This window comes from Streptosporangium nondiastaticum (assembly GCF_003011965.1).
In the GTDB taxonomy this organism is placed as follows: domain Bacteria; phylum Actinomycetota; class Actinomycetes; order Streptomycetales; family Streptomycetaceae; genus Streptomyces; species Streptomyces nondiastaticus.
Genome location: NZ_PXWG01000028.1, coordinates 1 through 26,183, shown reverse-complemented (window position 1 = coordinate 26,183; position 26,183 = coordinate 1). Strand labels below are relative to the sequence as shown.

General features: G+C 72.9%; 23 protein-coding genes. 16 read left to right on the top strand and 7 right to left on the bottom strand.

The features are described from left to right. Nucleotides 1-5 precede the first annotated feature (5 nt). From B7P34_RS13710 to B7P34_RS13690, 5 genes are all read left to right on the top strand, one after another. A complete protein-coding gene (locus B7P34_RS13710) occupies nucleotides 6-959 on the top strand; it encodes a carbohydrate ABC transporter permease (protein WP_106676278.1) in 954 nt (317 codons plus the stop codon). Beyond that, a complete protein-coding gene (locus tag B7P34_RS13705) occupies nucleotides 956-1,822 on the top strand; it encodes a sugar ABC transporter permease (protein ID WP_106676276.1) in 867 nt (288 codons plus the stop codon). Before B7P34_RS13710 ends, B7P34_RS13705 begins: the two co-directional genes overlap by 4 nt. A gap of 100 nt (nucleotides 1,823-1,922) precedes the next feature. After that, on the top strand, nucleotides 1,923-3,554 hold the full coding sequence (locus tag B7P34_RS13700) for a glycoside hydrolase family 13 protein (RefSeq protein ID WP_106676275.1): 1,632 nt from the start codon (nucleotides 1,923-1,925) through the stop codon (nucleotides 3,552-3,554). 25 nt (nucleotides 3,555-3,579) lie between these two features. Beyond that, nucleotides 3,580-4,653 (top strand): LacI family DNA-binding transcriptional regulator, encoded by a 1,074-nt coding sequence (locus B7P34_RS13695; protein ID WP_106676273.1) that lies wholly within the window; start codon nucleotides 3,580-3,582, stop codon nucleotides 4,651-4,653. Nucleotides 4,654-4,689: 36 nt separating this feature from the next. Then, entirely contained in the window at nucleotides 4,690-5,538 is an 849-nt protein-coding gene (locus B7P34_RS13690; protein WP_106676271.1) for a phosphatase PAP2 family protein, read from the top strand. Nucleotides 5,539-5,563: 25 nt separating this feature from the next. On the opposite strand, the gene B7P34_RS13685 is transcribed toward B7P34_RS13690, so the two are convergent. The 4 genes from B7P34_RS13685 to B7P34_RS13670 all read right to left on the bottom strand — a co-directional run bounded on the left by B7P34_RS13685 (nucleotide 5,564) and on the right by B7P34_RS13670 (nucleotide 12,733). After that, nucleotides 5,564-8,626: a bifunctional [glutamine synthetase] adenylyltransferase/[glutamine synthetase]-adenylyl-L-tyrosine phosphorylase gene (locus B7P34_RS13685; RefSeq protein WP_106676270.1), complete on the bottom strand. Its 3,063-nt coding sequence runs from the start codon at nucleotides 8,624-8,626 to the stop codon at nucleotides 5,564-5,566. A gap of 40 nt (nucleotides 8,627-8,666) precedes the next feature. Next, on the bottom strand, nucleotides 8,667-10,028 hold the full coding sequence (glnA, locus tag B7P34_RS13680) for a type I glutamate--ammonia ligase (RefSeq protein WP_106676269.1): 1,362 nt from the start codon (nucleotides 10,026-10,028) through the stop codon (nucleotides 8,667-8,669). Between the two features lie 253 nt (nucleotides 10,029-10,281). After that, a complete protein-coding gene (locus B7P34_RS13675; RefSeq protein ID WP_223267825.1) occupies nucleotides 10,282-11,226 on the bottom strand; it encodes an alpha/beta fold hydrolase in 945 nt (314 codons plus the stop codon). A gap of 28 nt (nucleotides 11,227-11,254) precedes the next feature. Beyond that, nucleotides 11,255-12,733 (bottom strand): APC family permease, encoded by a 1,479-nt coding sequence (locus B7P34_RS13670; protein ID WP_106676267.1) that lies wholly within the window; start codon nucleotides 12,731-12,733, stop codon nucleotides 11,255-11,257. A gap of 119 nt (nucleotides 12,734-12,852) precedes the next feature. On the opposite strand from B7P34_RS13670, the gene B7P34_RS13665 reads away from it, so the two are divergent. The 6 genes from B7P34_RS13665 (at nucleotide 12,853) to B7P34_RS13640 (ending at nucleotide 19,760) form a co-directional block, all read left to right on the top strand. Continuing rightward, a complete protein-coding gene (locus B7P34_RS13665; protein WP_223267824.1) occupies nucleotides 12,853-13,278 on the top strand; it encodes a DUF6153 family protein in 426 nt (141 codons plus the stop codon). Nucleotides 13,279-13,339: 61 nt separating this feature from the next. Beyond that, entirely contained in the window at nucleotides 13,340-14,947 is a 1,608-nt protein-coding gene (locus tag B7P34_RS13660) for a multicopper oxidase family protein (protein WP_106676265.1), read from the top strand. A 59-nt stretch (nucleotides 14,948-15,006) separates the two neighbouring features. After that, nucleotides 15,007-16,761, top strand: a complete 1,755-nt coding sequence (locus B7P34_RS13655) for an NAD+ synthase (protein ID WP_189382749.1) — start codon at nucleotides 15,007-15,009, stop codon at nucleotides 16,759-16,761. Nucleotides 16,762-16,877: 116 nt separating this feature from the next. Next, the gene (locus B7P34_RS13650) at nucleotides 16,878-17,357 is read left to right on the top strand and encodes a hypothetical protein (RefSeq protein ID WP_223267823.1); all 480 of its coding nucleotides are present in this window, start codon (nucleotides 16,878-16,880) and stop codon (nucleotides 17,355-17,357) included. A gap of 57 nt (nucleotides 17,358-17,414) precedes the next feature. Beyond that, on the top strand, nucleotides 17,415-18,992 hold the full coding sequence (locus B7P34_RS13645; RefSeq protein ID WP_106676262.1) for a S1 family peptidase: 1,578 nt from the start codon (nucleotides 17,415-17,417) through the stop codon (nucleotides 18,990-18,992). Between the two features lie 69 nt (nucleotides 18,993-19,061). Next, on the top strand, nucleotides 19,062-19,760 hold the full coding sequence (locus B7P34_RS13640) for a DsbA family oxidoreductase (RefSeq protein ID WP_106676260.1): 699 nt from the start codon (nucleotides 19,062-19,064) through the stop codon (nucleotides 19,758-19,760). 10 nt (nucleotides 19,761-19,770) lie between these two features. Here the strand turns inward: B7P34_RS13640 and B7P34_RS13635 are convergent, their stop codons facing one another. Next, the gene (locus tag B7P34_RS13635) at nucleotides 19,771-19,989 is read right to left on the bottom strand and encodes a DUF2277 domain-containing protein (protein WP_106676258.1); all 219 of its coding nucleotides are present in this window, start codon (nucleotides 19,987-19,989) and stop codon (nucleotides 19,771-19,773) included. 78 nt (nucleotides 19,990-20,067) lie between these two features. Between B7P34_RS13635 and npdG the strand changes: the two genes are divergently transcribed. Together npdG and B7P34_RS13625 are read left to right on the top strand one after the other, a co-directional pair. After that, nucleotides 20,068-20,781, top strand: coding sequence for an NADPH-dependent F420 reductase (gene npdG / locus B7P34_RS13630; RefSeq protein WP_106676257.1), 714 nt, complete (start codon nucleotides 20,068-20,070; stop codon nucleotides 20,779-20,781). 120 nt (nucleotides 20,782-20,901) lie between these two features. Beyond that, nucleotides 20,902-21,093: a hypothetical protein gene (locus tag B7P34_RS13625; RefSeq protein ID WP_106676255.1), complete on the top strand. Its 192-nt coding sequence runs from the start codon at nucleotides 20,902-20,904 to the stop codon at nucleotides 21,091-21,093. A gap of 42 nt (nucleotides 21,094-21,135) precedes the next feature. On the opposite strand, the gene B7P34_RS13620 is transcribed toward B7P34_RS13625, so the two are convergent. Further along, complete coding sequence (locus tag B7P34_RS13620; protein WP_223267822.1) at nucleotides 21,136-22,614, bottom strand: helix-turn-helix domain-containing protein; 1,479 nt, start codon at nucleotides 22,612-22,614, stop codon at nucleotides 21,136-21,138. A gap of 220 nt (nucleotides 22,615-22,834) precedes the next feature. On the opposite strand from B7P34_RS13620, the gene B7P34_RS13615 reads away from it, so the two are divergent. Together B7P34_RS13615 and B7P34_RS13610 are read left to right on the top strand one after the other, a co-directional pair. Beyond that, nucleotides 22,835-23,584, top strand: a complete 750-nt coding sequence (locus tag B7P34_RS13615; protein WP_106676252.1) for a DUF4232 domain-containing protein — start codon at nucleotides 22,835-22,837, stop codon at nucleotides 23,582-23,584. 73 nt (nucleotides 23,585-23,657) lie between these two features. Further along, nucleotides 23,658-24,863 carry a cytochrome P450 gene (locus tag B7P34_RS13610; protein ID WP_106676250.1) on the top strand — a complete coding sequence of 402 codons (1,206 nt, stop codon included), beginning with the start codon at nucleotides 23,658-23,660 and terminating at the stop codon, nucleotides 24,861-24,863. Between the two features lie 19 nt (nucleotides 24,864-24,882). Here B7P34_RS13610 and B7P34_RS13605 read toward each other — a convergent pair whose 3' ends face one another. Continuing rightward, nucleotides 24,883-25,686 carry a site-2 protease family protein gene (locus tag B7P34_RS13605; RefSeq protein WP_106676249.1) on the bottom strand — a complete coding sequence of 268 codons (804 nt, stop codon included), beginning with the start codon at nucleotides 25,684-25,686 and terminating at the stop codon, nucleotides 24,883-24,885. A gap of 114 nt (nucleotides 25,687-25,800) precedes the next feature. On the opposite strand from B7P34_RS13605, the gene B7P34_RS13600 reads away from it, so the two are divergent. After that, on the top strand, nucleotides 25,801-26,183 hold a 383-nt coding region (locus B7P34_RS13600; protein ID WP_146166813.1), incomplete at its 3' end, for an AfsR/SARP family transcriptional regulator.

Below are 26,183 nucleotides of genomic sequence, written 5' to 3'. Positions count from 1 at the left end.
GCCTGATGGCCACAGTCGTCACCACGGTCAGGCGCTCCTTCAGCACCCACTGGTACGCGTGGGCGATGGTGCTGCCCGTCGTCATCGTCCTGGCGGTCCTCGTGGGGTATCCGCTGGGCAAGGGCATCTACCTGTCCTTCACCGACGCCAACGAGGCGAACGTCGCCCGCACGATCGGTGTCAACCACATCGAGGCGACGTACCAGTCCGTCGGCCTGGACAACTACTGGAAGGTGCTGTCCGGGCAGGAGGGGCACTTCTACTCGCGCCTCGGCTGGACGGTCGTGTGGACCGCGTCGTGCGTGTTCCTGCACTACACGATCGGGCTCGGGCTCGCGCTCCTGCTGAACCGGCCGATGCGCTTCCGGGCGCTGTACCGGGTGCTGCTGATCCTGCCGTGGGCGGTGCCGGCCTTCGTCGCCACCTTCTCGTGGCGGCTGATGTTCAACGAGAAGTACGGCGTGCTCAACGCCTTCCTCACGAAGCTCGGCTTCGGCTCCGTGGACTGGCTGGGCGACGCGACGCTGCAGAAGGTGTCGGCGGTCGCGGTCAACGTGTGGCTGGGCGTGCCGTTCATGATGGTGGCGATCCTCGGCGGGCTGCAGTCGATCCCGAGGGAGCTGCACGAGGCCGCCGAGATGGACGGCGCGACGCCCTGGCAGCGCTTCGTGCACGTGACGCTGCCGGGCCTGCGCACGGTGAGCGGGACGGTGATCCTGCTCGGCGTGATCTGGACGTTCAACATGTTCCAGGTGATCTACCTGCTGATCGGGCAGGGCGCGGGCTCCGAGAGCGAGATCCTGGTGACGTACGCCTACCGGCTGGCGTTCCAGGGGATCCGCGACTACGCGGGCTCGGCCACGTACGGCATCCTCATCCTCTCGCTGCTGCTGGTCTTCGCCGTGTTCTACCGCCGCATGCTGGCGCGCAACGAGAAGGAGGGGGTGGCCGTGCGATGAGCGCCGCCCAGAACGTACGGCCCCGCAAGCCCCGCCCGCGCGAGCAGCGTTCGCGCACGGCGTCGGCCGCGCTGCACACGGCGCTGGTCGCCGCGAGCGTGGTGGCCGTCTTCCCCGTCCTGTTCATCGTCTACGTGTCGCTGCGCGGCCGGGACGGCTGGCAGGAGCCCACGCGGTGGACCGGCCTCGACCTCTCGAACTACACCCACATCCTGGGCGAGACGAAGTTCCTGACGTGGTTCGGGAACTCGGTGGTCGTGGCGCTGGGCACGACCGTGCTCGGCGTGCTCATCTCGGCGACGGCCGGCTACGCCGTCTCGCGGATGCGCTTCCCCGGCCACCGGCCGCTGATGTGGACCTTCCTGGTCGTGCAGATGTTCCCGATGGCGGTGCTCATCGTGCCGCTGTACAACATTCTCGGTGAGCTGGAACTCCTGGACTCCTACGCCGGGCTGATCGTGACGTACTGCTCGGTGTCGGTGCCGTTCTGCGCCTGGATGCTCAAGGGGTACTTCGACACCATCCCCGCCGAGATCGACGAGGCGGGGCGGGTGGACGGGCTGAGCCCCTTCGGCACGTTCTGGCGGCTCGTCGTGCCGCTCGCGCGGCCGGGCCTGGCCGTGACCGGCTTCTACTCGTTCATCACCGCCTGGGGCGAGGTCGCCTTCGCCAGCCAGTTCATGAGCTCCGAGGAGCACTACACGCTCGCGGTCGGCCTGCAGACGTTCGTCGGCCAGCAGAAGGCCGAGTGGGGCCTGATGACGGCCGCCGCCGTGCTGATCACCGTTCCCGCGGCCGTGGTGTTCTTCGTCGCCCAGCGGCACCTGGTGGCCGGCCTGACCGCGGGCGGCACCAAGGGCTGACCTTGTCCGCCCGCCGTCGTTGACCGTGTTGACCGCTGCGCACGACGCACCACCGCTTCCGGCCCCCTCCTTCAGTTCCCCGAATCCGAATAGGACGTACATGACCCAGGACCTCGCGCCCTCCGTCCGCCCGGCCGCCGCTTCCCCGTCCGAGACCGGGGGATGGTGGCGCAGCGCCGTCATCTACCAGGTGTACGTGCGCTCGTTCGCGGACAGCGACGGTGACGGCATCGGCGACCTGCGGGGGATCCGCGACCGCCTGCCGTACCTGGCGGAGCTGGGTGTGGACGCCGTGTGGCTCACGCCGTTCTACGCCTCGCCGCAGGCGGACGGCGGCTACGACGTCGCGGACTACCGGGCCGTGGACCCGCTGTTCGGGGAGCTGTCGGACGCGGACGACCTGGTGCGGGAGGCGCACCGGCTGGGCCTGCGGGTGATCGTCGACATCGTGCCGAACCACACCTCCGACCAGCACGCCTGGTTCCGGGCGGCGCTCGCCGACCGGGAGGGCGGGCCGGCGCGGGAGCGCTACCACTTCCGGCCGGGCCGCGGCGCGGCCGGGGAACTGCCGCCGAACGACTGGGAGTCGGTCTTCGGCGGCCCGGCGTGGACGCGGACGGCGCGCGCGGACGGCACGCCCGGCGAGTGGTACCTGCACCTGTTCGCGCCGGAGCAGCCGGACCTCAACTGGGAGAACCAGGAGGTGCGCGAGGAGTTCGAGTCGGTGCTGCGGTTCTGGCTGGACCTGGGGGTGGACGGGTTCCGCATCGACGTGGCGCACGGCATGGTGAAGGCGGCGGGCCTGCCCGACATCGGGCTGAGCGAGCAGGCGAAGCTCATCGGGGCGCAGGTGCTGCCGTTCTTCGACCAGGACGGGGTGCACGAGATCCACCGCGCCTGGCGGCGGCTGCTGGACTCGTACCCGGGCGAGCGGGTCGGCGTGGCGGAGGCGTGGGCGCCGACGCCGGAGCGGCTCGCGCTGTACGTGCGGCCGGACGAGCTGCACCAGGCGTTCAACTTCCAGTTCCTGACGTGCGACTGGGAGGCCGCCGCGATGCGGACCGTCATCGACGAGTCGCTGGCCGCGACGCGGTCGGTGGGCGCGCCGACGACGTGGGTGCTGTCCAACCACGACGTGGTGCGGCACACCACCCGCTACGGCGGCGGCGAGCGGGGGCTGGCGCGGGCCCGGGCGGCGGCGCTGCTGATGCTGGCCCTGCCGGGTTCGGCGTACGTCTACCAGGGCGAGGAGCTGGGCCTGCCGGAGGTCGTGGACCTGCCCGACGAGGTGCGCCAGGACCCGGCGTTCTTCCGCGGCGACGGGCAGGACGGCACGCGCGACGGCTGCCGGGTGCCGATCCCCTGGTCGGGCGAGACCGCCCCGTACGGCTTCGGGCCGGGCGGCAGCTGGCTGCCGCAGCCGGAGCAGTGGGCGGAGCTGTCGGTGGCGGCGCAGTCCGGGGATCCGCGCTCGACGCTGGAGCTCTACCGCTCGGCGCTGGCGCTGCGGCACGAGCTGCCGGGCCTGGGCGACGGGGAGATGACGTGGCTGGAGGCGCCCGAGGGGGTGCTCGCGTTCTCCCGGCCGGGCCTGGTGTGCACGCTGAACACGCGGGGCGAGGAGGTGGGCATGCCGGTGCCGGGCCGTCCGGTGCTGGCCACGGCCGCCCTGGAATTCACCGGTGGTACGGTCCGTATCCCCGTCGATTCCTGTGTTTGGTGGGCAGTCTGAAATGCGACCGGTAAGGTCCAGTCCTGTGACCGCACGGCTGGCCGATATCGCAGCCCAAGCGGGTGTCAGCGAAGCAACCGTCAGCCGGGTACTCAACGGGAAGCCGGGGGTCGCCGCCTCCACCCGCGAGTCCGTGCTGGCCGCGCTCGACGTCCTGGGCTACGAACGGCCCGTGCGGCTGCGGCAGCGCAGCGCGGGCCTGGTGGGGCTCATCACGCCCGGGCTGGACAACCCCATATTCCCGGCCTTCGCCCAGGTGATAGGCCAGGCCCTGACGCGCCAGGGCTACACGCCGGTGCTGGCCACGCAGACGCCCGGCGGCTCCACGGAGGACGAGCTGACGGAGATGCTCGTCGACCGCGGGGTCTCCGGCATCATTTTCGTCTCCGGGCTGCACGCCGACACCTCGGCGGACATGGGCCGCTACGAGCGGCTGCGCGCGCAGGGCGTCCCGTTCGTCCTGATCAACGGTTTCTCGCCGAAGGTGCGGGCTCCTTTCGTGTCTCCGGACGACCGGGCGGCGGTCAGGCTGGCCGTCACCCATTTGGCCGCACTGGGGCACCGCAGGATCGGGCTCGCGCTGGGGCCGCGCCGGTACGTGCCGGTGCAGCGGAAGATCGAGGGGTTCCTGCGCAGCATGCGCGAGGAGCTGGGCATGGCCGAGGCCGACGCCGAGCAGCTGGTGCAGCACTCGCTGTTCACGCTGGAGGGCGGGCAGGCGGCGGCCTCGGCGCTCATCGAGCGGGGCTGCACGGCCGTGGTGTGCGCGAGCGACATGATGGCGCTGGGCGTGGTGCGGGCGGCCCGTCAGCAGGGCCTGGAAGTGCCGCGGGACGTCTCGGTCGTCGGCTTCGACGACTCGCCGCTCATCGCCTTCACGGACCCGCCGCTGACCACGATCCGGCAGCCGGTGCAGTCGATGGGGCAGGCCGCGGTGCGGGCGCTGCTGGAGGAGATCGGCGGCACCCCGGCGCCGCACAGCGAGTTCGTGTTCCTCCCCGAACTGGTGGTTCGGGGTTCAACCGCGTCGGTTCCGGAAACCCGGCCGCCGGTTCCGGAAACCCGGCCGAAAGCGGGCGAAGACCAGACTTGGGGATGATCTGCGGCAGGCCGGTTTCTGGCAGACTGTTTCCCTATGGGTGAAGCGACGGCAAGGACACTGGAGGGCCGGACGGCCGCCCCGCCACCCAGCGAGGAGCGAGCGGACCGGCCGCCGGCCGAGGGTGCCGCAGCCCGGAGGGCGGGCCTGCGCGGGCTCCGCTCGCCGCGCAGGCCCCGGCTGTGGTTCGAGGTGCTGCTGATCGCGGTGAGTTACTGGATCTACTCACTGGTGCGCAACGCCGTGCCCGAGCAGCGCGCGGCCGCGCTCCGCAACGCGGACTGGATATGGCGGGCCGAGCACACGCTCCACATCGCTGTGGAAAGCTCCGTCAACCACGCCGTGAATTCGGTGACGTGGCTGATCGTGGGGATGAACTACTACTACGCCACCTTGCACTTCGTCCTGACGATCGGCGTGCTGGTGTGGCTCTACCGCCGGCACCCCGGCCGCTATGCCGCGGGGAGACTGGCCCTCTTCGCCACCACGGCCGTGGCCTTGCTCGGCTACTACCTCTTCCCCCTCGCGCCGCCGCGCCTGATGTCCGGCGAGCACTTCATCGACACCGTCGTCGTGCACCACACCTGGGGTTCGATGGCCTCGGGCAACCTCGCCGACATGTCCAACCAGTACGCGGCGATGCCGTCGATGCACATCGGGTGGTCGACGTGGTGCGGCGTCATCATCGCGATGGTGGCGCGGCCCGTGTGGGCGAAGGTGCTGGGCCTGCTGTATCCGCTGGCGACGCTGGTGGTCATCGTGTCGACCGCGAACCACTTCTGGCTGGACGCCGTGGGCGGCCTGCTGTGCCTGGCGTTCGGCTTCGCCGCCTCGTTCCTGTGGTTCGGGGCGACGCCGGGGCGCCTGCGGCAGCACGTGGCGTGACCGGGGGCCGGGCCCCGGTCGCCGCTCACGCCCCGTAGAACAGCTCGTCCACCACCGCGCGGGCGCGCCGCGTCGTCCGGCGGTAGTCGTCCAGCATCTCCCCCACGTGCCCCGGCTCGTAGCCGAGGTAGCGGCCCACCGCCGCGAGCTCCCGCGGCTCCGTGGGGAAGGTGTCCCCGGACCGGCCGCGGACGAGCATGACCGCATTGCGCACGCTCGTCGCGAGAACCCACGCGTCGTCCAGTATGGCCGCGGCCTCGCCGCTCAGCAGCCCGGCCGCGCAGGCGGCCGCGAGGGCCTCGCGGGTGCGGGTCGTGCGCAGCCCGGGCTCCGCCCAGGCGTGCCGCATCTGCAGCAGCTGCACGGTCCACTCCACGTCCGACAGGCCGCCGCGCCCGAGCTTGGTGTGCGTCGTCGGGTCGGCGCCGCGGGGCAGCCGCTCGCTCTCCATGCGGGCCTTGAGGCGCCGGATCTCGCGCACCGCGTCCTCGCCGAGGCCCTCGGCGGGATACCGCAGCGGGTCGACGAGCTCGATGAAGCGCTGCCCGAGCCCGGGGTCGCCGGCGACCGGGCGGGCGCGCAGCAGGGCCTGGCTCTCCCACACCAGCGACCAGCGCCGGTAGTAGGCGGCGTACGAGGCGAGGCTGCGCACGATCGGCCCGGACTTGCCCTCGGGCCGCAGGTCGGCGTCGATGTGCAGGGGCGGGTCGGTCGTGGGAAGTTGGAGGAGGCGGCGCATCTCCCCGGCGACGGCGAAGGCGGCCTTGGCGGCCTCCTCGTCGGAGACGCCCTCGCGCGGCTCGTGCACGAACAGCACGTCGGCGTCGGAGCCGTAGCCCTGCTCGTGGCCGCCGAAGCGGCCCATGCCGATGACGGCGAAGCGCGTGGGCAGGGTGTCGCCCCACTCGGCGCGCACGGCGGCGCGCAGGGCGCCCGCGATGGCGGCGGCGTTGACCTCGGAGACGGCGTCGCCGACGGTGTCGACGCGGACGTGGGGGTCGCGCTCGCCGTTGGGCTCGCCCGTGCCGTGGGAGCCGCCCCGCCCGTACGCCCCGATGATGTCGGCGGCGGCGGTGCGGAACAGCTCGCGGCGGCGGACGCCGCGGACGGCGACGATCGCGGCCTCGGCGTCCTCGGAGCGGTTGACGGCGGCCAGCGTCTCCTGTTCGAGGGCCTCCAGGCCGCGCGGGCGCAGGCCCTCGGGGTCGCCGAGCAGGGCGACGGCCTCGGGGGCGCGCAGCAGCAGGTCGGGCGCGAGGCGGCCGGCGGACAGGACGCGGGCCAGGTTCTCGGCGGCGGCGCCCTCGTCGCGCAGCAGCCGCAGGTACCAGGGGGTGCGGCCGAGGGCGTCGGAGACCATGCGGAAGCCCCGCAGGCCGGCGTCGGGGTCGGCGGAGTCGGCGAACCAGCCGAGCAGGACGGGCAGCAGGGTGCGCTGGATGGCGGCCTTGCGGGACACGCCCGAGGCGAGCGCCTCCAGGTGGCGCAGGGCGACGGCGGGGTCGGCGTAGCCGAGGGCCTGCAGGCGGTTTCCGGCCTCTTTCGCGCTGAGCCGGATCTCGCCGGGCTCCAGCTGGGCGACGGCGTCCAGCAGGGGCCGGTAGAAGAGCTTCTCGTGCAGCCGGCGCACCTCGCGCGCGTGCCGCTTCCACTCGCGGCCGAGGCCGTCGACGGGATCGGTGCCGGGCGGCCAGGAAAGGACGCGGGCGAGGGAGCGGCCGAGGCGGCGCTGGTCGGCCTCGGCCTCCGGCATCAGGTGCGTGCGGCGCAGGCGGTGGAGCTGGATGTGGTGCTCCACGGTGCGCAGGAAGCGGTAGGCGGCGTCGAGGGCGGCGGCGTCGGAGCGGCCCACGTAGCCGCCGGCGGCGAGCGCGGTCAGGGCGTCGAGGGTGCCGGAGGCGCGGAGCGTGGCGTCGCCGCGGCCGTGGACGAGCTGCAGCAGCTGGACGGCGAACTCGACGTCGCGCAGCCCGCCCGGGCCGAGCTTGAGTTCGCGGTCGACCTGGCCGGCGGGGATGGAGGCGACGACGCGGCGGCGCATCTGCTGCACGTCGGGCACGAAGTTCTCGCGCTCGGCGGCCTGCCACACCAGCGGTGCCACGGCATCGGCGTAGGCCCGGCCGAGGGTGAGGTCGCCGGCGACCGGGCGGGCCTTGAGGAGGGCCTGGAACTCCCAGGTCTTGGCCCAGCGCTGGTAGTAGGCGAGGTGGCTGGAGAGGGTGCGCACGAGGGGGCCGTTGCGGCCCTCGGGCCGCAGGTTGGCGTCGACGGGCCAGATGGTGCCCTCGGGGGTGACGTCGGAGCAGACGCGCATCATCCGGGAGGCGAGCCGGGTGGCGGCCTGCAGGGCGGGGCCTTCGGCTGTGCCCTCCTTCGCCTCCGCCACGAAGACGACGTCCACGTCGGAGACGTAATTGAGCTCCCGGCCGCCGCACTTGCCCATGCCGATGACGGCGAGCCGGCAGGCCGCGGCGTCCCCGGGCCGCTCCTCGGCGGCGATGGCGAGGGCGGCGCGCAGGGTGGCCGTGGCCAGGTCGGCGAGCTCGGCGGAGGTCTGGGCGACGTCCGTGGTGCCGCACACGTCGCGCGCGGCGATGGTCAGCAGGCAGCGGCGGTAGGCGGCGCGCAGGGCGTCGGCGGCGCCCAGGCCGGCCTCCCGCCCGGCGCGCGCCCCGTCGGCCAGCGCCCGCTCGAACTCGGGGACGCCCGGGTTGAGATCGGCCGCCTCGTAGGTGACGAGGGCGTGCCAGTCGCCGGGGTGGCGGGCCAGGTGGTCGCCGAGGGCCTCGGAGGCGCCGAGCACCCCGAGCAGCCGGTCGCGCAGCGGCTTGGCCGTCACGAGCGTGTCCAGCAGGGCCTGCCGGTCGCCGCCGGGCCGGGCGTCCAGCGCCTCGGCGAGCCGGACCAGGCCGTGCAGGGCCTGGTCGGGGTCGGCGGTGGCGCCGAGGGCGTCGAGCAGCACGGGGTCGCCGCGTCTCGCGGCGAGCGGCGGAGCTTCCAGCCGCCGCTCGGCGGCCGCCGGATCGGTGAAGCCGTACTTCAGCAGCCTGGTGTACGCGCTGCTGCGACGCCCCTCGGGCAGTGTCATCGGCACCCCTCGCTCCGCGCTGCCGCCATGATAGGCCCGGCTAGAGCACCGGCAGCATCTTGCGGAGCTCGAACGCGGTGACCTCCGAGCGGTACTCCTCCCACTCCTGCTTCTTGTTGCGCAGGAAGAAGTCGAAGACGTGCTCGCCGAGGGTCTCGGCCACCAGCTCGCTGCGCTCCATCAGCTCGATGGCCTCGCCCAGGTTCTGCGGCAGCGGCTCGATGCCCATGGCCCGGCGCTCGGAGTCGGACAGCGCCCACACGTCGTCGTCGGCGCCGGCCGGGAGCTCGTAGCCCTCCTCGATGCCCTTGAGGCCGGCGGCCAGCAGCACCGCGTAGGTCAGGTACGGGTTGGCGCCGGAGTCGATGGAGCGGACCTCGACCCGGGCGGAGCCGGTCTTGCCGGGCTTGTACATCGGGACGCGGATGAGCGCGGAGCGGTTGTTGTGGCCCCAGCAGATGTACGAGGGGGCCTCGCCGCCCGCGCCGGCGCTGCGGGCGGAGCCGCCCCAGATGCGCTTGTAGGAGTTGACCCACTGGTTGGTCACGGCCGAGATCTCGGCGGCGTGCTTGAGCAGGCCGGCGATGAAGGACCTCCCGACCTTGGACAGCTGGTACTCGGCGCCGGACTCGTAGAAGGCGTTGCGGTCGCCCTCGAAGAGGGAGAGGTGGGTGTGCATGCCCGAGCCGGGGTACTCGGAGAACGGCTTCGGCATGAACGTGGCCTGGACGCCCTGCTCCAGGGCGACCTGCTTCATCACGAGCCGGAAGGTCATGATGTTGTCGGCGGTGGAGAGCGCGTCGGCGTAGCGCAGGTCGATCTCCTGCTGGCCGGGGGCGCCCTCGTGGTGGCTGAACTCGACCGAGATGCCCATGGATTCGAGCATGGTGATGGCCTGGCGGCGGAAGTCCATGCCCACGTTCTGCGGGGTGTGGTCGAAGTAGCCGGAGGAGTCGGCGGGCACCGGGCGGGTGCCGTCCACCGGCTTGTCCTTGAGCAGGAAGAACTCGATCTCGGGGTGGGTGTAGAAGGTGAAGCCGAGGTCGGAGGTCTTGGCGAGGATGCGCTTGAGGACGTAGCGCGGGTCGGCGTAGGAGGGCGAGCCGTCCGGCATGAGGATGTCGCAGAACATCCGGGCGGTGCCGGGGGCCTCCGCGCGCCAGGGCAGGATCTGGAAGGTGCCCGGGTCCGGCTTGGCGATCATGTCGGACTCGTAGACGCGCGCGAAGCCCTCGATCGCGGAGCCGTCGAAGCCGATGCCCTCGTCGAAGGCCTGCTCCAGCTCGGCGGGGGCGACGGCCACGGACTTCAGATAGCCGAGCACGTCGGTGAACCACAGCCGCACGAAGCGGATGTCGCGCTCTTCCAGGGTGCGGAGCACGAACTCCTGCTGCTTATCCATAGCTACCCATCCTCGCTGGTCAGGCCGCCCCTTCCCAAGCCGCGGGGCACATCGGGGGCATAGAGCATCCCACCACATGATGTCGGGTGCGTTGCAGACGTGGGTCCGAACGTTCCGCATCGTGTGCGTGTACGGTTCTCCCCCCATACTGCCTGCTCGTGGGGGGTGGCCGCACCGGCGGGGCGGCGAGCGGAGCGGGGGCCCGTCCTCCGCTTACCGCGGGCGTCCGGCGGGGCCGGAACCGGAAGCCGCCTCAGCGCCCCGCGGGGCCGGTCGCCAGGACCGCCGCCGCGACCGCCTGCGGGCGGTCGTACATCAGCAGGTGGCCCGCCGGGGCCACGGCCTCGAAACGGCCGTCGAGCCGCTCGGCGAGCGCGCGCTGCCGCTCCAGCCAGCGGCGCTCCAGCCAGGACCCCGTGCCCGGGGAGGCCGCCAGCACGCTCACGGGCACGGGCGGCATGGGGCGGCTCTCGCGCAGGGCGGCCAGCTCGGCGGCCACGTCGCGGTAGCGGGCGTTCTCCATGAGGAGCGCCCTCGCCACCCGCCCCGTGCCGTACGTGCGGCGCACGAGGTCCGCGGGCGCCGGGTCCTGGCGGCTGACGGACGAGGCGCGGACGGTGAGCCGGCGCAGGGCGGGGCCGAGCGCCCGCGGCAGCCCCGCCGCGGCGAGGACCCGGCCGCGGGCCTGGGCGGCGGTGGTGCGCAGCTCGCGGGCGGGCGCGGGCCGCGGGTCCTCCTCGACGCTGCCGTCGACGAGGACGACGCCGGCGGTGCGCTGCGGGTGCAGGCGGGCGAACGCCTCGGCGTGGAAGCCGGCCAGGGAGTGGCCGACGACCGTCGCGGGTCCGTCCAGGCCGAGGGCGTCGAGCACGCCGGCTATCCGGTCGGCCTCGCCCGCGGCGGTGGGCGGTTCGAGGGGCGGGGCGCTGAAGCCGAGGCCGGGCCGGTCGAAGCGGACGACGGTGCGGTGCGGGGCGAGCAGCGGCACGACGGGCTCCCAGTCGAACCAGCCCATGCCGAGCCCGGCGCTGAGCACGCACACCGGCCCGGAGCCCTCGCGCACCACGTGCAGCGGCACCCCGCCGACCCGGAGCATGCGCCCCGGGGGCCGCTCCGCACCGGGCCCCGCAGGCGGCCGCACCGTCCCGTTCACGCCGTTGCCGCCGTTCACGCCGTTGCTGCCGTTCGCGCTGATCATGGGCTCCCCCTCGTCGCTCTCCGACAAGCTAACGGACGGGGCTCTCCCGGTGCTCCGGCGCCACCCAGTGCGGTTTGCGGAACTTCAGCAGGGCGAGCGGGGCGAGGAACCCGAGGACGAACAGCCCGCCGCCGACGGTGAGCAGGTAGCGCCAGAGGGGGCCGCCGCCGAACTGCTCGGGCGGGACGAAGCCGATGCACATGGCGGCGAGCGAGGCCGCGAAGCCGACGCCCGCGACGAGGTGCAGGGCCGGGACCCGGAATCCCCGCGGCCGGTCCGGCTGGTCGCGGCGCAGCCGCACGGCGGCGGCGAACATCAGCAGGTAGACGACGAGGTAGATCTGCGTGGTGATCACGGAGAAGATCCAGTACGCGCTGGAGACGTCCGGGATGAACGCGTAGAGGAGCGCGATGACGGTGGTGAGCGCGCCCTGGGCGACCATGATGTTGCGCTGGACGCCGTTCTTGTTGAGCTTCTGCAGCGCGGGCGGCAGGTAGCCCTCCTGCCGGGCGACCATCAGCAGGCCCTTGGAGGGCCCGGCCAGCCACGCGAGCATGCCGCCGAGCGCCGCGGCCACGAGCAGCACGCCGACGACCTTGGTCAGCCAGCCCACGTGGAAGTGGTCGAAGAAGCCCTGGAAGGCCTGCATCACGCCGGCGGTGAGGCTGAGGTCCTCGCCCGGCATGACCCAGCTGATGGCCAGCGCGGGCAGGATGAAGATCAGCAGGACGAGGCCGGTGGCCGCGAACACCGAGCGCGGGAACTGCTTGCCGGGCTCGCGCAGCGAGGAGACGTGGACGCCGTTCATCTCCATGCCCGCGTACGACAGGAAGTTGCCGACGATCAGCACGAGGCTGGCGAGGCCCGTCCACGGCGGGAGCAGGTGGCCGCCGTCCATGGGCGCGGCGGAGGCGTTGCCCTGGCCGAGGAAGACCAGGCCGAGGACGACGAGGACGACGCCCGGGACGAGCGTGCCGATGACGAGTCCGACGCTCGACAGCCCGGCCACGGCCTTCGTGCCGCGGGAGGAGATCAGCACGCCGGCCCAGTAGACGACGACGATCACGATGGCGACGTAGACGCCGTTGCCGGCGAGCCGCGGGTCGACGACGTAGGCGAAGGTGCTCGCCACGTAGGCCAGCAGGCTCGGGTAGTAGGCGATCGTCATCGCGAACTGGCACCACACGGCCAGGAAGCCCAGCGGCTTGGAGAGCCCCTCGCTGACCCAGCGGTAGATGCCGCCGGTCCAGCCGGAGGCGAGCTCGGCGGAGACGAGGGCGGTCGGCAGCAGGAAGACCACGGCCGGGAGGAGGTAGAGGAAGACGGCGGCCAGTCCGTAGAGCGCCATGGACGGCGCGGGCCGCAGGTTGGCCACGGACGCCGTGGTCATCATGGCGAGGGTGACCCACGAGATGAACGGGGGCTGTGCCTGGGGTGTCTTCGGGGTCTTCTGCGGTGCGGGGACGGCGGCGGGACGGTCGTCCCTCACCGGTTCCGTGATGGTCATGGGAGGGGGAGCGTCCTTCAGGGCCGTGCGTGGTGCGCGTGGAGCGTCAAACGTTTCGCCCCATAATCCCATTTCCGGGGCCGTGGAGCGGGCATACCCCGTAGGGGTAGGGTGCGAGGGTGATCGCTGACGGAGAGCAGAAGACGGCGGCCGCGTGGTGCGGCCGGCTGCTGCTGCTCTCCGGCCTGCTGCTGGGCATCGTCACGATGCACACGCTGGGCCATCCGACGGGGCACGCGGGGATGAGCCACGAGGCCCGTACGCATGCGGCGGCCGGCGCGCACCCGCAGACGCACTCCGCCCCTGCCGTCTCCCCCGTCGCGGACGATCCGCTGACCGCCCCCGGCATGGATCCCATGTCGGTCTGCCTGGCCGTCCTCGGCGCCGCCCTCCTGACGCTCGTCCTACTGCTCGTCACCGCGGCGCTGGGCCGCCCGGCCGCCGCCCTGGCCGCGGCCCGGGCACGGCTGCTGAGGCCCCTGTGGCCGATCCCGCCGCCTCCACGGCACAAGTCCCTCGCACGGCTGTCGGTGCTGCGGGTGTAGGAGCGCGCCTTCTGCGCGTCCCTACCCCTTCTTCACCGACCCCTCAGAGGTGCACTCCCCCATGCGTACGCACAACCGCACACACACCCGCCGCGCCGTCCTCGGTGCCGGCCTCGCCGCCGCCGGTGGCGGGCTGCTCGCCGCCTGCTCCGACGGCGCGGGCGGTTCCGCCTCCCCGTCGGCCGAGCCCGCCGCCTTCGTCGCGCCGGACGGCGCGGAGGTCGCCGCGGCCGAGGCGAAGCGGGGCAGCGGCCCGGTCCGCAGCGTCCGGCTGACCGCGACCCGCACGCAGCTCGACCTGGGCGGCCGTACGGTCGACACCTGGGCCTACGGCGACCGGCTGCCCGGCGAGGAGGTCCGGGTCACCGCGGGCGACACCCTCGCCCTCACGCTCGCCAACCACCTGCCCGAGCCCACGTCCATGCACTGGCACGGGCTCGCGCTCCGCAACGACATGGACGGCGTTCCCGGCGTCACGCAGCGCCCCGTCCGGGCAGGCGTGTCCTTCGACTACCGCTTCGCGGTCACGCACCCCGGCACGTACTGGTTCCACCCGCACTCGGGCGTCCAGCAGGACCGCGGGCTGTACGCGCCGCTGATCGTGGAGGACCCCAAGGAGCCGTTGCAGTACGACAAGGAGTGGGTCGTCGTCCTCGACGACTGGGTCGACGGGGTGGACGGCAGCACGCCGGACGCGGTGCTGGCCGAACTGTCGAAGGGCATGGGCGGCATGGACCACGACATGGGTGGCATGGACCACAGCGCCGGGGGCATGAACCACGGCGGCGGGGGCGGCGGCATGCACCACATGTCGATGACGGCCGCCAGGGCGGAGAAGTCCCCCTCCCGCATGCTGATGGGCGCCACCAGCCCCCTCCTCGGCGGGGACGCGGGCGACGTCGCCTACCCGTACTACCTGGTCAACGGGCGCGCGGCGGCCGACCCCGAGACGTTCGCGGCCAAGCCGGGCGACCGGATCCGGATCCGCTTCGTCAACGCGGGCGGCGACACCGCCTTCCGCGTGGCCCTCGGCGACCACAAGATGACGGTCACGCACACGGACGGCTTCCCCGTCGAGCACGCGGAGACCGACGCCCTGCTGCTGGGCATGGGCGAGCGCTACGACGTGCTCGTCGAGGCGAAGGACGGCGTCTTCCCGCTGACGGCGCTGGCCGAGGGCAAGAAGGAGGCCGCGCTGGCGCTGCTGCGGACGGGCGGCGGCTCCGCCCCCGGCGCGTCGGCGCGCCCGCGCGAGCTGGACGGGAAGCTGCTGACAGCCGACCGGCTCAAGGCGGACAAGGCCGTACGCCTGCCGGACCGCTCCCCCGACCGCACGGTCACGCTCCGGCTGACGGGTTCGATGGCGAAGTACGACTGGGCGATCAACGGGGAGAAGTACGCGCCCTCGCGGCGGCTGCCCGTGGCCGCGGGCGAGCGGGTGCGGCTGTCGTTCGTCAACGCGACGACGATGTGGCACCCCATGCACCTGCACGGCCACACCTTCGGCCTGGCGGGCGGCGGCGCGCGCAAGGACACCGCGATCGTGCTGCCGGGCAAGCGGCTGGACGTGGACTTCGACGCCGACAACCCGGGCCTGTGGATGCTCCACTGCCACAACGTCTACCACTCCGAGTCCGGGATGATGACGCTGCTCGGCTACCGCAAGTAAGCGGGCGGCACACCTCGCCGCTCAGAGATCGCGTCAGATAGACGAGTACTCTGGGCGGCGTGCCTCAACTTCGCCTCGCACTGAACCAGATCGACTCCTGCGTCGGCGATCTCGCCGGGAACGCGGAGTCGATCCTGCACTGGACCCGGCACGCGGCCGGGCAGGGCGCCCACCTCGTGGCGTTCCCCGAGATGGCGCTGACCGGCTACCCGGTCGAGGACCTGGCCCTGCGGCCCTCCTTCGTCGCGGCCTCGCGCGCCGCGCTGGACGACCTCGCCGCGCGCCTGGCCGCCGAGGGCCTCGGCGAGCTGCCGGTGCTCGTCGGCTACCTGGACCGCAGCGAGGAGGCGCGGCCGCGCCTGGGCCGGCCCGCGGGCGCACCGCGCAACGCCGCGGCCGTGCTGCACCGCGGCGCGGTCGCGCTGTCCTTCGCCAAGCACCACCTGCCGAACTACGGCGTCTTCGACGAGTTCCGCTACTTCGTGCCCGGCGACACCATGCCGGTGGTCCGGGTGCACGGCGTGGACGTCGCGCTGGCGATCTGCGAGGACCTGTGGCAGGAGGGCGGCCGGGTGCCCGCGGCGCGCGCGGCCGGCGCCGGGCTGCTGCTGTCGGTCAACGCCTCCCCGTACGAGCGGGAAAAGGACGACACCCGCCTGGAGCTGGTGCGCAAGCGCGCCCAGGAGGCGGGCTGCACGACCGCGTACCTGGCCATGACCGGCGGCCAGGACGAGCTGGTCTTCGACGGCGACACGATCGTCGTCGACCGCGACGGCGAGGTGATCGCGCGGGCCCCGCAGTTCGAGGAGGGCTGCGTCCTGCTCGACCTCGACCTGCCGGCGGCCGCCCCCGAGGCGCCGTCCGGGGAGGTGGCCGACGGGCTGCGCATCGACCACGTCACGCTGTCCGCGGACCCCCTCCCCCCGTACGAGCCGGAGACGCCCGGCGGCGCGGCGCCGCACCTGAGCGACGACGCCGAGGTCTACCAGGCGCTGGTCACGGGCCTGCGCGCGTACGTCGTCAAGAACGGCTTCCGCAGCGTCCTCATCGGCCTGTCCGGCGGCATCGACTCCGCGCTCGTCGCCGCGCTCGCGTGCGACGCGGTCGGCGCGGAGAACGTGTACGGCGTGGCCATGCCGTCGCGCTACTCCTCCGAGCACTCCCTCGCCGACGCCGAGGAGCTCGCCCGCCGCACCGGGCTCCACTTCCGCACCGTCCCGATCGCGCCGATGTTCGACGCGTACATGGGGGCGCTGGGCCTGACCGGCCTCGCCGAGGAGAACCTGCAGTCGCGCCTGCGCGGCACGATGCTGATGGCCGTCTCCAACCAGGAGGGCCACATCGTCCTCGCGCCGGGCAACAAGTCCGAGCTCGCGTGCGGCTACTCGACGCTCTACGGCGACTCCGTCGGCGCGTACGGGCCGATCAAGGACGTCTACAAGACCTGGATCTTCCGCCTGGCGAAGTGGCGCAACGCGGACGCCGCCGCCCGCGGCGAGACCCCGCCCATCCCGGAGAACTCCATCACCAAGCCCCCCAGCGCCGAACTCCGCCCGGGCCAGGTGGACACGGACTCCCTCCCCGACTACGACGTCCTCGACCGGATCCTGGAGCTCTACGTCGACCGCGACCGCGGCCACGCGGAGATCGTCGCCGAGGGCTTCGAGGCGGAGCTGGTCACCCGCGTCCTGCGGATGGTCGACACGGCGGAGTACAAGCGGCGCCAGTACCCGCCGGGCACGAAGATCTCGGCGAAGGGGTTCGGGAAGGACCGGCGGCTGCCGATCACGAATCGCTGGCGCGAGACGGGGTGACGGCGGGGGCGGCGTCCTCGGGCGCCCAGCCCCCATCCGTCCGGAAATCGGACACTCAAGATCGTCCTGCGTGATAATTTGCGGTCCTGACTTTTCCGAAACCGGGGGGATTTCGCATGCTTTCTCATGCGCGCACCACACTGATCAGCGGCATCGGCGCCGCGGCCGTCGTCCTGGGCGCTGCCGCACCGGGCCTCGCGGCCGGCACCGACACCGCGCTGCCCACGGCCGTAGAGACCTTCGAGTACCCGGGGGCGGCGAAGATCCTCAAGGAGCGCGGCATCCGCCTGGAGAGCGGGGACGGCCACATCCTGCTCACCGACTGCAAGGCCGGCAACCCCGACATCAGCGTCTACACGAAGCAGCGCGACGAGATCAACCAGGGCCGGATCTGCTTCAAGGTCACCGGAAACGGCAAGAAGGGCTACCTCGCCCTGGAGATCCCCGACGTCATCGCCATCGCGGCCGGCAAGTACGGCACGTGGGCGTCCGTCGGCGGCCCCACCGGCATGGTCAACGTGCCCGCGAACGACATCAAGGCCGTCGGCGAGCCGGCCTGGGGCGAGCCGGCCACGCTCCTGGCCCTGCAGGTCTGACGCCACCCTTCTCCGTCCACTCTCATCGCACAGTCTCAGTTCCAGGGGGAACATCACATGGCTTCCGCACGTCCGCGCGCCGCGTGGATGACGGGCATCCTCGCGTCCGCCGCCACGGCGACGCTCCTGACCTCCGCCCCGGCGCACGCCGTCGCCGGCGAGCCCGTCGCCGACGGCGAGTACGCCTTCACGGCGAAGCTCGACATCGACGGGCGGCGCAGCTGCTCCGCCACCTTCGTCCAGCAGGACTGGCTGATCACCGCCGCCAGCTGCTTCGCCGAGGACCCCGCGAAGGACTTCAAGGTCGCCCCCGGCGCCCCGAAGTGGCAGACGACCGCCACCATCGGCCGCACGGACCTCGGCCGTGAGGAAGGCGGCGCGGTCGTGGACGTCGTCGAGCTCGTCCCGCGCGAGGACCGCGACCTGGTGATGGCGCGGCTGGCGAAGCCGGTCACCGGCGTCAAGCCCGTCGACGGGGTCTCGGCCATCCCTGCCCGGAAGGGCGACAGCCTGTGGGCAGCCGGTTACGGCCGGACCAAGGACGAGTGGGTTCCGGACCGTCTGCACGCCGCCCGCTTCACCGTCGACGCGGTCGACGCCACCACGCTGCGCCTCACCGGCGAGTCCCCGGACGCCGCCGTGTGCCAGGGCGACACGGGCGGCCCCCTCTTCGAACGGGTCAGCACGTTCCGCGTGCTGACCGGCGTCCACAGCACCTCCGGTCAGGCCGGCTGCTTCGGCACGGACGAGTCGGAGAAGCGCCGGACCGCGTCCGAGACCCGCGTGGACGACATCGCCGCGTGGATCAAGGCCGTGGCCGCCCGCACCGTCCTCCCCCGAGTGAACTGGAAGGACGCCGTCCAGGTCGTCCCGGGCCACTTCGTCTCGACGAACGACAACGAGCGCTCGGACCTGTTCGTCGTCTTCGCCGACGGCTCGGCCAGCCTCTTCGAGGGCTCCGGCCAGGCCGACCCGAAGCTTCCCTTCTGGAAGGAGCACAAGCTCGCGGCCGCGGGGAGCTACTGGAAGGACGCTGAGGCCGTCACCTCCATCGGCGTGGGCTCCAACAGCACGGACGGGGTCGCCGTCCGCTGGAAGAGCGGCAAGCTCTCCACCTTCGAAGCGGTCAACGAGTTCGGCTTCGCCCGCGAGAAGACCCTCGCCTACCGCGACAGCTGGAAGAGCGCCCGGTCCATCGCGGCCGGCAGCCACACCGACGGGAACCGGCGGGACGACCTGGTCGTCCTGTGGGCCGACGGCTCCACCTCGATGTACCCCGGCACCTCCAACGACGGCATCTCCAAGGAGATCCAGCTGACCCGGGCCGACAAGTCCCGCGAAGGCGCCCAGATCGCCTCCGCCCGGTTCACCGGCCAGAAGGCGAACGACCTGGTCGTGCGCCTGAAGAACGGCAAGACCGACCTCTTCCCCGGCTTCGACGCGCGCGGCTTCCGCGACGGCGTCGCGCTGCGCGGCGAGGGCTCGGCCTGGAAGTACGCCCAGCCGCTGGTGGCGGGCTCCTTCGGCGGCGGCAAGCAGGAGGACCTCCTGGCCCGCTGGGCCGACGGCAACCTCAGCTACTACGCCGACGTGGACGCCTCCGGCACCCACCAGGAGATCCAGCTCGTCGGCTGACGAGTCCCCTTCGCCGCTCGCGTTAGCATTGTTTGATTGTTCAAGCAATGCTGATGGAGTGAGTCTGCCGTGAAGGTCGAGATCTACAGCGACATCGCCTGCCCGTGGTGCCACGTCGGCAAGCGCCGCTTCGAGCAGGCGCTCGCCGCGTTCCCCGGCGCGGGCGATGTCGAGGTCGTCTACCGGCCCTTCCAGCTCGACCCGCACGCCCCCGAGGAGCCGCTCCCCCACCGCGAGGTGCTGGCCGCCAAGTACGGTCCGCAGTCCGTCGCCATGGACGACCACATCACGCGGCTGGGGGCGGACGAGGGGCTCGTCTTCGACTTCGACACCGTCGTCGAGAACAACTCCCTGCTGGCCCACCGCCTGTTGCGCTTCGTCCTGGACGAGTACGGGCGGGACGCCCAGGCCCGGCTCAAGGGCCGGCTGCTGGAGGCCCACTTCGGCGAGGGCCTCGACATCGGCGACCGCGAGCACCTCACGGACGCCGCCGTCATCGTGGGCCTCGACCGCGACCCCGTCGCCGCCTTCCTCGACGGCGACGACCTGCACGACGAGGTCCTGGACGAGATCGAGGAGGCGCGGCAGCGCGGCGTCACGGCAGTCCCGACGTTCGTCTTCGAGGGGCAGTGGGCCGTCCAGGGCGGCCAGGAACCGGCCACCTTCCTGAAGGTCCTCCAGCAGGTCGCGGAGGCGACGGCGGCCGAGGCCGCCCCCGCCGCGGCGGACACCGGCGAGGCCTGCGCCGACGGCGCCTGCGCGGTCTGAGCCCGCCGGGCTACCCCTTCGCCGCGCCCCGCACCTCCAGGCCGTCGAGCAGCCGCTTCGTGGCCGCCGCCACGGCGGTCACGGCCTCCTCGAACACGGCCTGGTTGTGCGCGGCGGGGTGGTGGAAACCGGACACCTTCCGCACGTACTGCAGGGCGGCCGCCCGGATGTCCTCGTCCTCGACGGAGGGCGTCATCGGCGGGCGCAGGGTCTTGATGCTGCGGCACATGACTCCAGTGTGCCGCCGGCTCCCTCGTACGTGCCGCTCCCTCGTCCATGCGCGCGGCAGCGTGACAGTATCGCTGTCATGACTACTTCTGATGACGCCCAGACCGTGAAGAAGGCCCCGGCGAAGGACCCTTGGGAGCTGCCCGACGTCTCCGGCCTCGTGGTCGGCGTGCTCGGCGGCACCGGTGACCAGGGCCGCGGCCTCGCCTACCGGCTGGCCAAGGCCGGCCAGCGGGTGATCATCGGCTCGCGCGCGGCCGAGCGGGCGGAGGCGGCCGCCGGCGAGCTGGGCCTCGGCGTCGAGGGCGCCGACAACGCCGAGTGCGCGCGGCGCAGCGACATCGTGATCGTCGCGGTGCCGTGGGACGGCCACGCCAAGACCCTCGAAGGGCTGCGCGAGGAGCTCGCCGGCAAGCTCGTCGTCGACTGCGTGAACCCGCTCGGCTTCGACAAGCAGGGGGCGTACGCCCTCAAGCCGGAGGAGGGCAGCGCCGCCGAGCAGGCCGCCGCCCTGCTGCCGGACTCCCGCGTCACCGCCGCCTTCCACCACCTGTCGGCCGTCCTGCTGCAGGACCCGGAGATCGACGCGATCGACACCGACGTGATGGTGCTCGGCGAGTCGCGCGCCGACACCGACGTCGTGCAGGCCCTGGCGGCCCGCATCCCCGGCATGCGCGGCGTCTTCGCGGGCCGGCTGCGCAACGCGCACCAGGTGGAGTCGCTGGTCGCCAACCTGATCTCGGTGAACCGCCGCTACAAGGCGCACGCCGGGCTGCGCGTCACCGACGTCTGACCGAAGCGCCTCCGCCGGGGCACGGGCCACGGGCACGGGGCGGGGGGACGCGGGCGCGGCGCCTGAGCGACAATGGCCGGGATCGTGACCGTATGCGCCCCCGGACAGGAGCCGTCCCCCATGCCCCGCCTCGCCCTCTACGCCCTCGCCGTCTGCGTCCTCTCGGTCGCGGCGGCCGTCGTCTCCTTCGCCCAGGGCAGCTGGCTCGGCATCATCTGGATCCTGCTGCTCGGCGTCTCGTCCAACATCGCCTGGTACTACGTGCGCAAGGCGAAGAACGACAAGGCCGCGGCCGCCGGCGAGGGCTCCTGAGAGAACGGGCGGGGCCGGACAGACGACGGCCCCGGCCCGGCCTCAGTTTCCGCTCGGCGCCGGTTCCCAGCCCGCCCCGCCCGGCGGCCACTGGTACGCGGGCCTGCCCCCGGCGCCGCTGGTGCGGAAGGGCCTGCCCTGGTCGTCGATCCGCAGGACCCCGCGCCGGCCGCCGCTGGACCACTGCACCTCCAGGTACCAGCTGACGTCGTGGCGCCGGGCGGCCGCCTTGACGTAGAAGACCTCGGGGTCGGTCTCGCTCACCTTGTACGGGAAGTCGCGCTGCCCGGCCCTGGGCTCGGCGACGGGCCGCGCGGAGTCGAGGTCGACGCCGAAGGAGCGCGTCGCGACGTCGCCGCCGCATCCGACGCCCGTCGCGTAGTCGTTCCAGGCGAGCGGCGGCCTGGCACCGCCCTGCACGCGGACCTGCAGCCCTTCGAGGACGACGGTCTCCTTGCCCGTGCCCTGCAGGGTGATCTTGACGTACTGTTCGCCGGCCGGAACGGCCCCGACCTCGGCCACCCAGCCGGGCGCATCCGGCTCCGAAGGCGGCACCGGGACGCGGGCGGGCGCCCGGTCGACCAGGTAGTGCTGGGAGCAGGGGTCTTCGTAGGCGTAGGGCCGGACGTGGGCGGTCAGGGGAACGCCCGCGGGCTTGCCGGGGCCCGCGCCACCGCCGGTCTCCTGCTCCGGCCCGTTCCCGGGGGAATCCGGCCCGTTCCCGGGGGACGGGGACGCGCCGCCCTTCCCGCTCTCCTGTTCCCGGCTCGGTGAGGGGGACGGCTCGCCCGAGGGGCTGCCGCTACCGCTGCCTCCGCCCGCGCCCGGCTCGGCGGACGCCTGCGGCTTCCCGTGCCCCGGCTTCCCCGACGGGGCGGCTCCTACGATCCGGCCCCTCCCGTCGGCGGAGCCGGAGCCGCTCCCGCCACCGTCGCCGTCGCCCCCGGTGAGCGTGACGGCGAGCGCCGCGGAGCCCAGGACGGTGACGGCCGCGGCGGCGGCGATCGCCGCGAGGACGGCCCTACGGGGCAGCCGCCCGCGCTGTGGCGCCGCCGCCCGTGCCGGTGGGGCCATAGGTGGCGTCATCGGCGCCGCGTCCGATGCGGGCCTCTCCCGCGACTCGGCCCCTTCCGGCGCCCCGGCCTTTTCCGATGCCGCGGGCCCTTCCCCCGGCCCCGGCTCCTCCCGCGCCGCGGAGTCCCCGGCTTCCGCCTTCGCTGCGAAGTCCCCGGTTTCCGCCGTCGCCGCGGGCCCCGCCTGCTGCTTGCGGCCCCGCGTCGCGTCCGCCACGATCCACCGCCGGTGAACCTCCATCAGCTCTTCCGGCGTGGCCCTGCACAGGCGGGCCAGCCGCTCGACCGGAGCGAACTCCGCCGGCACGGCGGCCCCGCTGCAATACCGGTGCAGCGTCGACGTGCTGACGTGCAGTCGCTTGGCCAGCACGCCGTAGCTCAGGCCCGAACGCTCCTTCAGCTCGCGCAGCAGTTCAGCGAGATCGCCCGCCCCCACGTCACTCCCCATCCCAGCTCCCCATTCCAGGGAACGGCCATTTCCCCAGGTCAAAGCCTGTGCCGGCATTCCCGCGTCCCGTACTCGACCGTATCGCTGGCCTCCGGGACGCGTTCCCGCACAAGCTTTCGTCATCCAAGCACGCCGCTCCCGGATCCGGTCGAGCGACGCCCCGCCGCCCGCGGACGGAGAACCGTCCGCGCAGGCCACCCGCACCGAAAGAGATTCCGTCATGCACGCCTCCGTCCGCCGCCCCGACTCCCGCCCCCGCCTGCTCGCCGCCGCCATGGCCGCCGTCGCCGTCGCCGCGCTCTCCCTGACGGCGTGCGGGGCCGAAGGGAAGGGGGAGGGCGTCCGCCAGGAAGGCGCCGCCTCCCCGCAGGCCTCCGCCGCGGCCCCGCAGCCCTCCGGGCCGGCGCAGGGGGCACAGCAAGGTGCACCGGGCGCGAAGTCCGCCGCGCCGGCCGCCTCCACGTCCCACCGCACCCACGGGACGGGTGGAACGAATGGAAAGGGCGGAACGACTGGAACGGACGGAAAGGGCGGCGCGTCCCGCGACCCGTACGCCCCCGAGAACCGTGTGGACTGCAGCACTGCCGCCGTGGAGGTCGTCGCCACGCCGGTCTCCCGCCCCCTGAACCACATGCTGCTCACCCTCACCAACAAGGGCTCCAAGATGTGCGATCTGAAGGGCTATCCCGTCGTCAAGTTCGAGGGGGCCCAGTCCGTCCCGCCGGTCATCGAGGGCAGCGAGCCGCAGGCGGTCACCTCGCTCAAGCCGGGCGCGAAGGGCTACGCCGGCGTGATCCTGTCCTCGGGCGAGGGCAGCGGCGGCAAGGGCTACACGGCGCAGAGCCTGCAGGTCGGCTTCGAGGGCAGCGACAGGATGGTCGACGCCGCCCTGCAGGCGAAGGGCGTGCACGTCGACAACGCCCTGCGCGTCACGTACTGGGTGACGTCTCCCGGTGACGCGCTCAACTGACCTCCCGTCACTCCACGCAGCCTTGGCGCCAATCTGCTTGCGTGTGGCGCCATAGCGATGCCATGGTGATGTCATGGATGACGAACTGCTCGTGCAGTCCCCCGTATCCCTGCCGACCGAGCGCCCGGCAGGTTGTCCCTTCGACCCGCCCGCCGGGCTGGGCGCCCTGCGCGCGGAACGGCCGCTGACTCCGATGCGCTACCCCGACGGGCACATGGGCTGGCTGGCCACCGGCTGGTCCACGGTCCGCGCGATCCTGTCCGACCCTCGCTTCAGCGCGCGCTACGAGCTCATGCACCACCCGCTCCCCGGAGGCCCCGAGGGCCCCCTGCCTCCCGCGCCGCCCGGGGACATGACCGGGATGGACGCCCCCGAGCACACCCGCTACCGGCGGCTGCTCGCCGGGAAGTTCACCGTCCGCCGGATGGACGCGCTCACCGCGCGCCTGGAGGAGATCACCACCGGGTGCCTGGACGCCATGGAGCGGCGGGGCGGCCCGCTGGATCTGGTCGAGGCGTTCGCCCGGCCCGTGCCCGCGCTGATGATCTGCGAGCTGCTGGGGGTGCCGTACGCGGACCGTGAGGTCTTCCAGCGGCACACGGCGGCGCTGATGGACCAGAACTCCTCGGTGGAGGAGATGCGGGCGGCGTGGACCGGGCTGCAGGAGTACATCCGGGCGCTGGTGTCGGCCAAGCGCGCCGCACCCACCGACGACCTGCTCAGCGACCTGACCACCGGCGACCTCACGGACGACGAACTCACCGGCCTCGGCGGCTTCCTGCTGGGCGCCGGCCTCGACACCACCGCGAACATGCTCGCGCACGGCACCTTCGCCCTGCTGAGCAACACGGACCAGCTTGCCGCCCTGCGCGACGGCCCCGGCCTCGCCGCCGGGGCCGTGGAGGAGCTGATGCGCTACCTGACCGTCGCGCACACCACCGTGCGGTCGGCGCTGGAGGACGTCGAGGTGGACGGCCTGCTGATCAGGGCGGGCGAGACGGTCACGCTCTCCCTCCAGGCCGCCAACCGCGACCCGGAGCGCTTCCCCGGTCCCGACGCCCTCGATCTGAGCCGCCGGGCCGTCGGGCAGCTGGGCTTCGGCCACGGCGTCCACCAGTGCCTGGGCCAGCAGCTGGCCCGCGTGGAGATGCGGGTCGCCTTCCCGGCGCTCTTCGCCCGCTTCCCGGCGCTGCGGCTGGCCGTCCCGGCCGAGGAGGTGCCGCTGCGGCACCACGCGAACATCTACGGCGTGGACCGGCTCCCGGTGGCCTGGGACTGAGGGCCCGCAAGAGGCCGCCTCAGAACACCAGGCCCGACAGCGGCGGGATGTCCGGCGTGCCCTGCCAGAAGCGGAACAGCTGCTGACCCCAGTACGTGTCCCACGCGGTGACGTCGAGGAACCGCAGCACCGCGTCGATCATGTCGAAGAAGGCGTGGTTGACCTCGGGGATCCACAGGAAGCCGAAGACGGCCAGTATCCCGAACGGGGCGAACGGCTCCACCTGGCGCCGCACCTTGTACGACAGCCACGGCTCGACCACGCCGTAGCCGTCCAGGCCGGGCACGGGCAGGAAGTTGAGGATCGCGGCCGTCACCTGCAGCTGGGCCATGAAGCCGAGCGCGTAGCGGAAGTGGTCCGGCACGCCGTCCATGGCGCCCAGCCAGAAGGGGGCCGTGACGACCACGGCGAACGCGGCGTTCGCCAGCGGGCCCGCGGCCGAGATCATGCTGTGCTTCCAGCGGCCGCGGATGCGGTGGCGCTCGATGAAGACGGCGCCGCCGGGCAGGCCGATCCCGCCCATGATCACGAAGATGAGGGGCAGCACGATGCTCAGCATGGCGTGCGTGTACTTCAGCGGGTCGAGCGTCAGATAGCCCTTGGCGCCGACCGTGAGGTCACCCCCGTGCAGGGCCGTGCGCGCGTGCGCGTACTCGTGCAGGCACAGCGACACGACCCACCCGGAGACGACGAAGAGGAAGACGGCGAAGCCGGGGCTGGCCGAGAAGTCCGTCCACACCGCCCATATGGAGACCGCCATGATGGCGACGAGGGCGAGGAAGACGGGGCTCACGCGCCGTTCGCCGCGGGTCGCTGTCGACATACCTGTGCTCCTGTGAGGTGGGTCCTTGGCGTACCGGGAGGTACCGGGGTGACCGTACTTCCTCCACCCCTCCCGCCCGTAACCCGGGCGTGCGGGCCGGGAGACAATGGGCGGGTGCGTTACGGCATCCTCGGCACCACCCAGGCCTATTCGGGCGACGGCCGGGCCGCCGCCCTCGGCGGCGCCCGGCTGCGCGCCCTCCTCGCCGCGCTCGCGCTGCACCCGGGGCGCGTCCGCACCGCCGAGGCGCTGATCGACGCCGTCTGGGACGACGAGCCGCCCGCCGACGCGGCGGGCGCGCTGCAGGCCCTCGTGGGCCGGCTCCGCCGCGCCATCGGCCACGCCGCCGTGGCCTCGGCGGCCGGCGGCTACCGGCTCTGCGCCGGGCCCGAGGACGTCGACCTGCATCGCTTCCAGCAGCTCGCCGAGGAGGGAACATGTCCTCCAGCGCGGTCACCGAGCGGGTGCGCAGACTGGAGGAGGCGGGCGTCATCGGC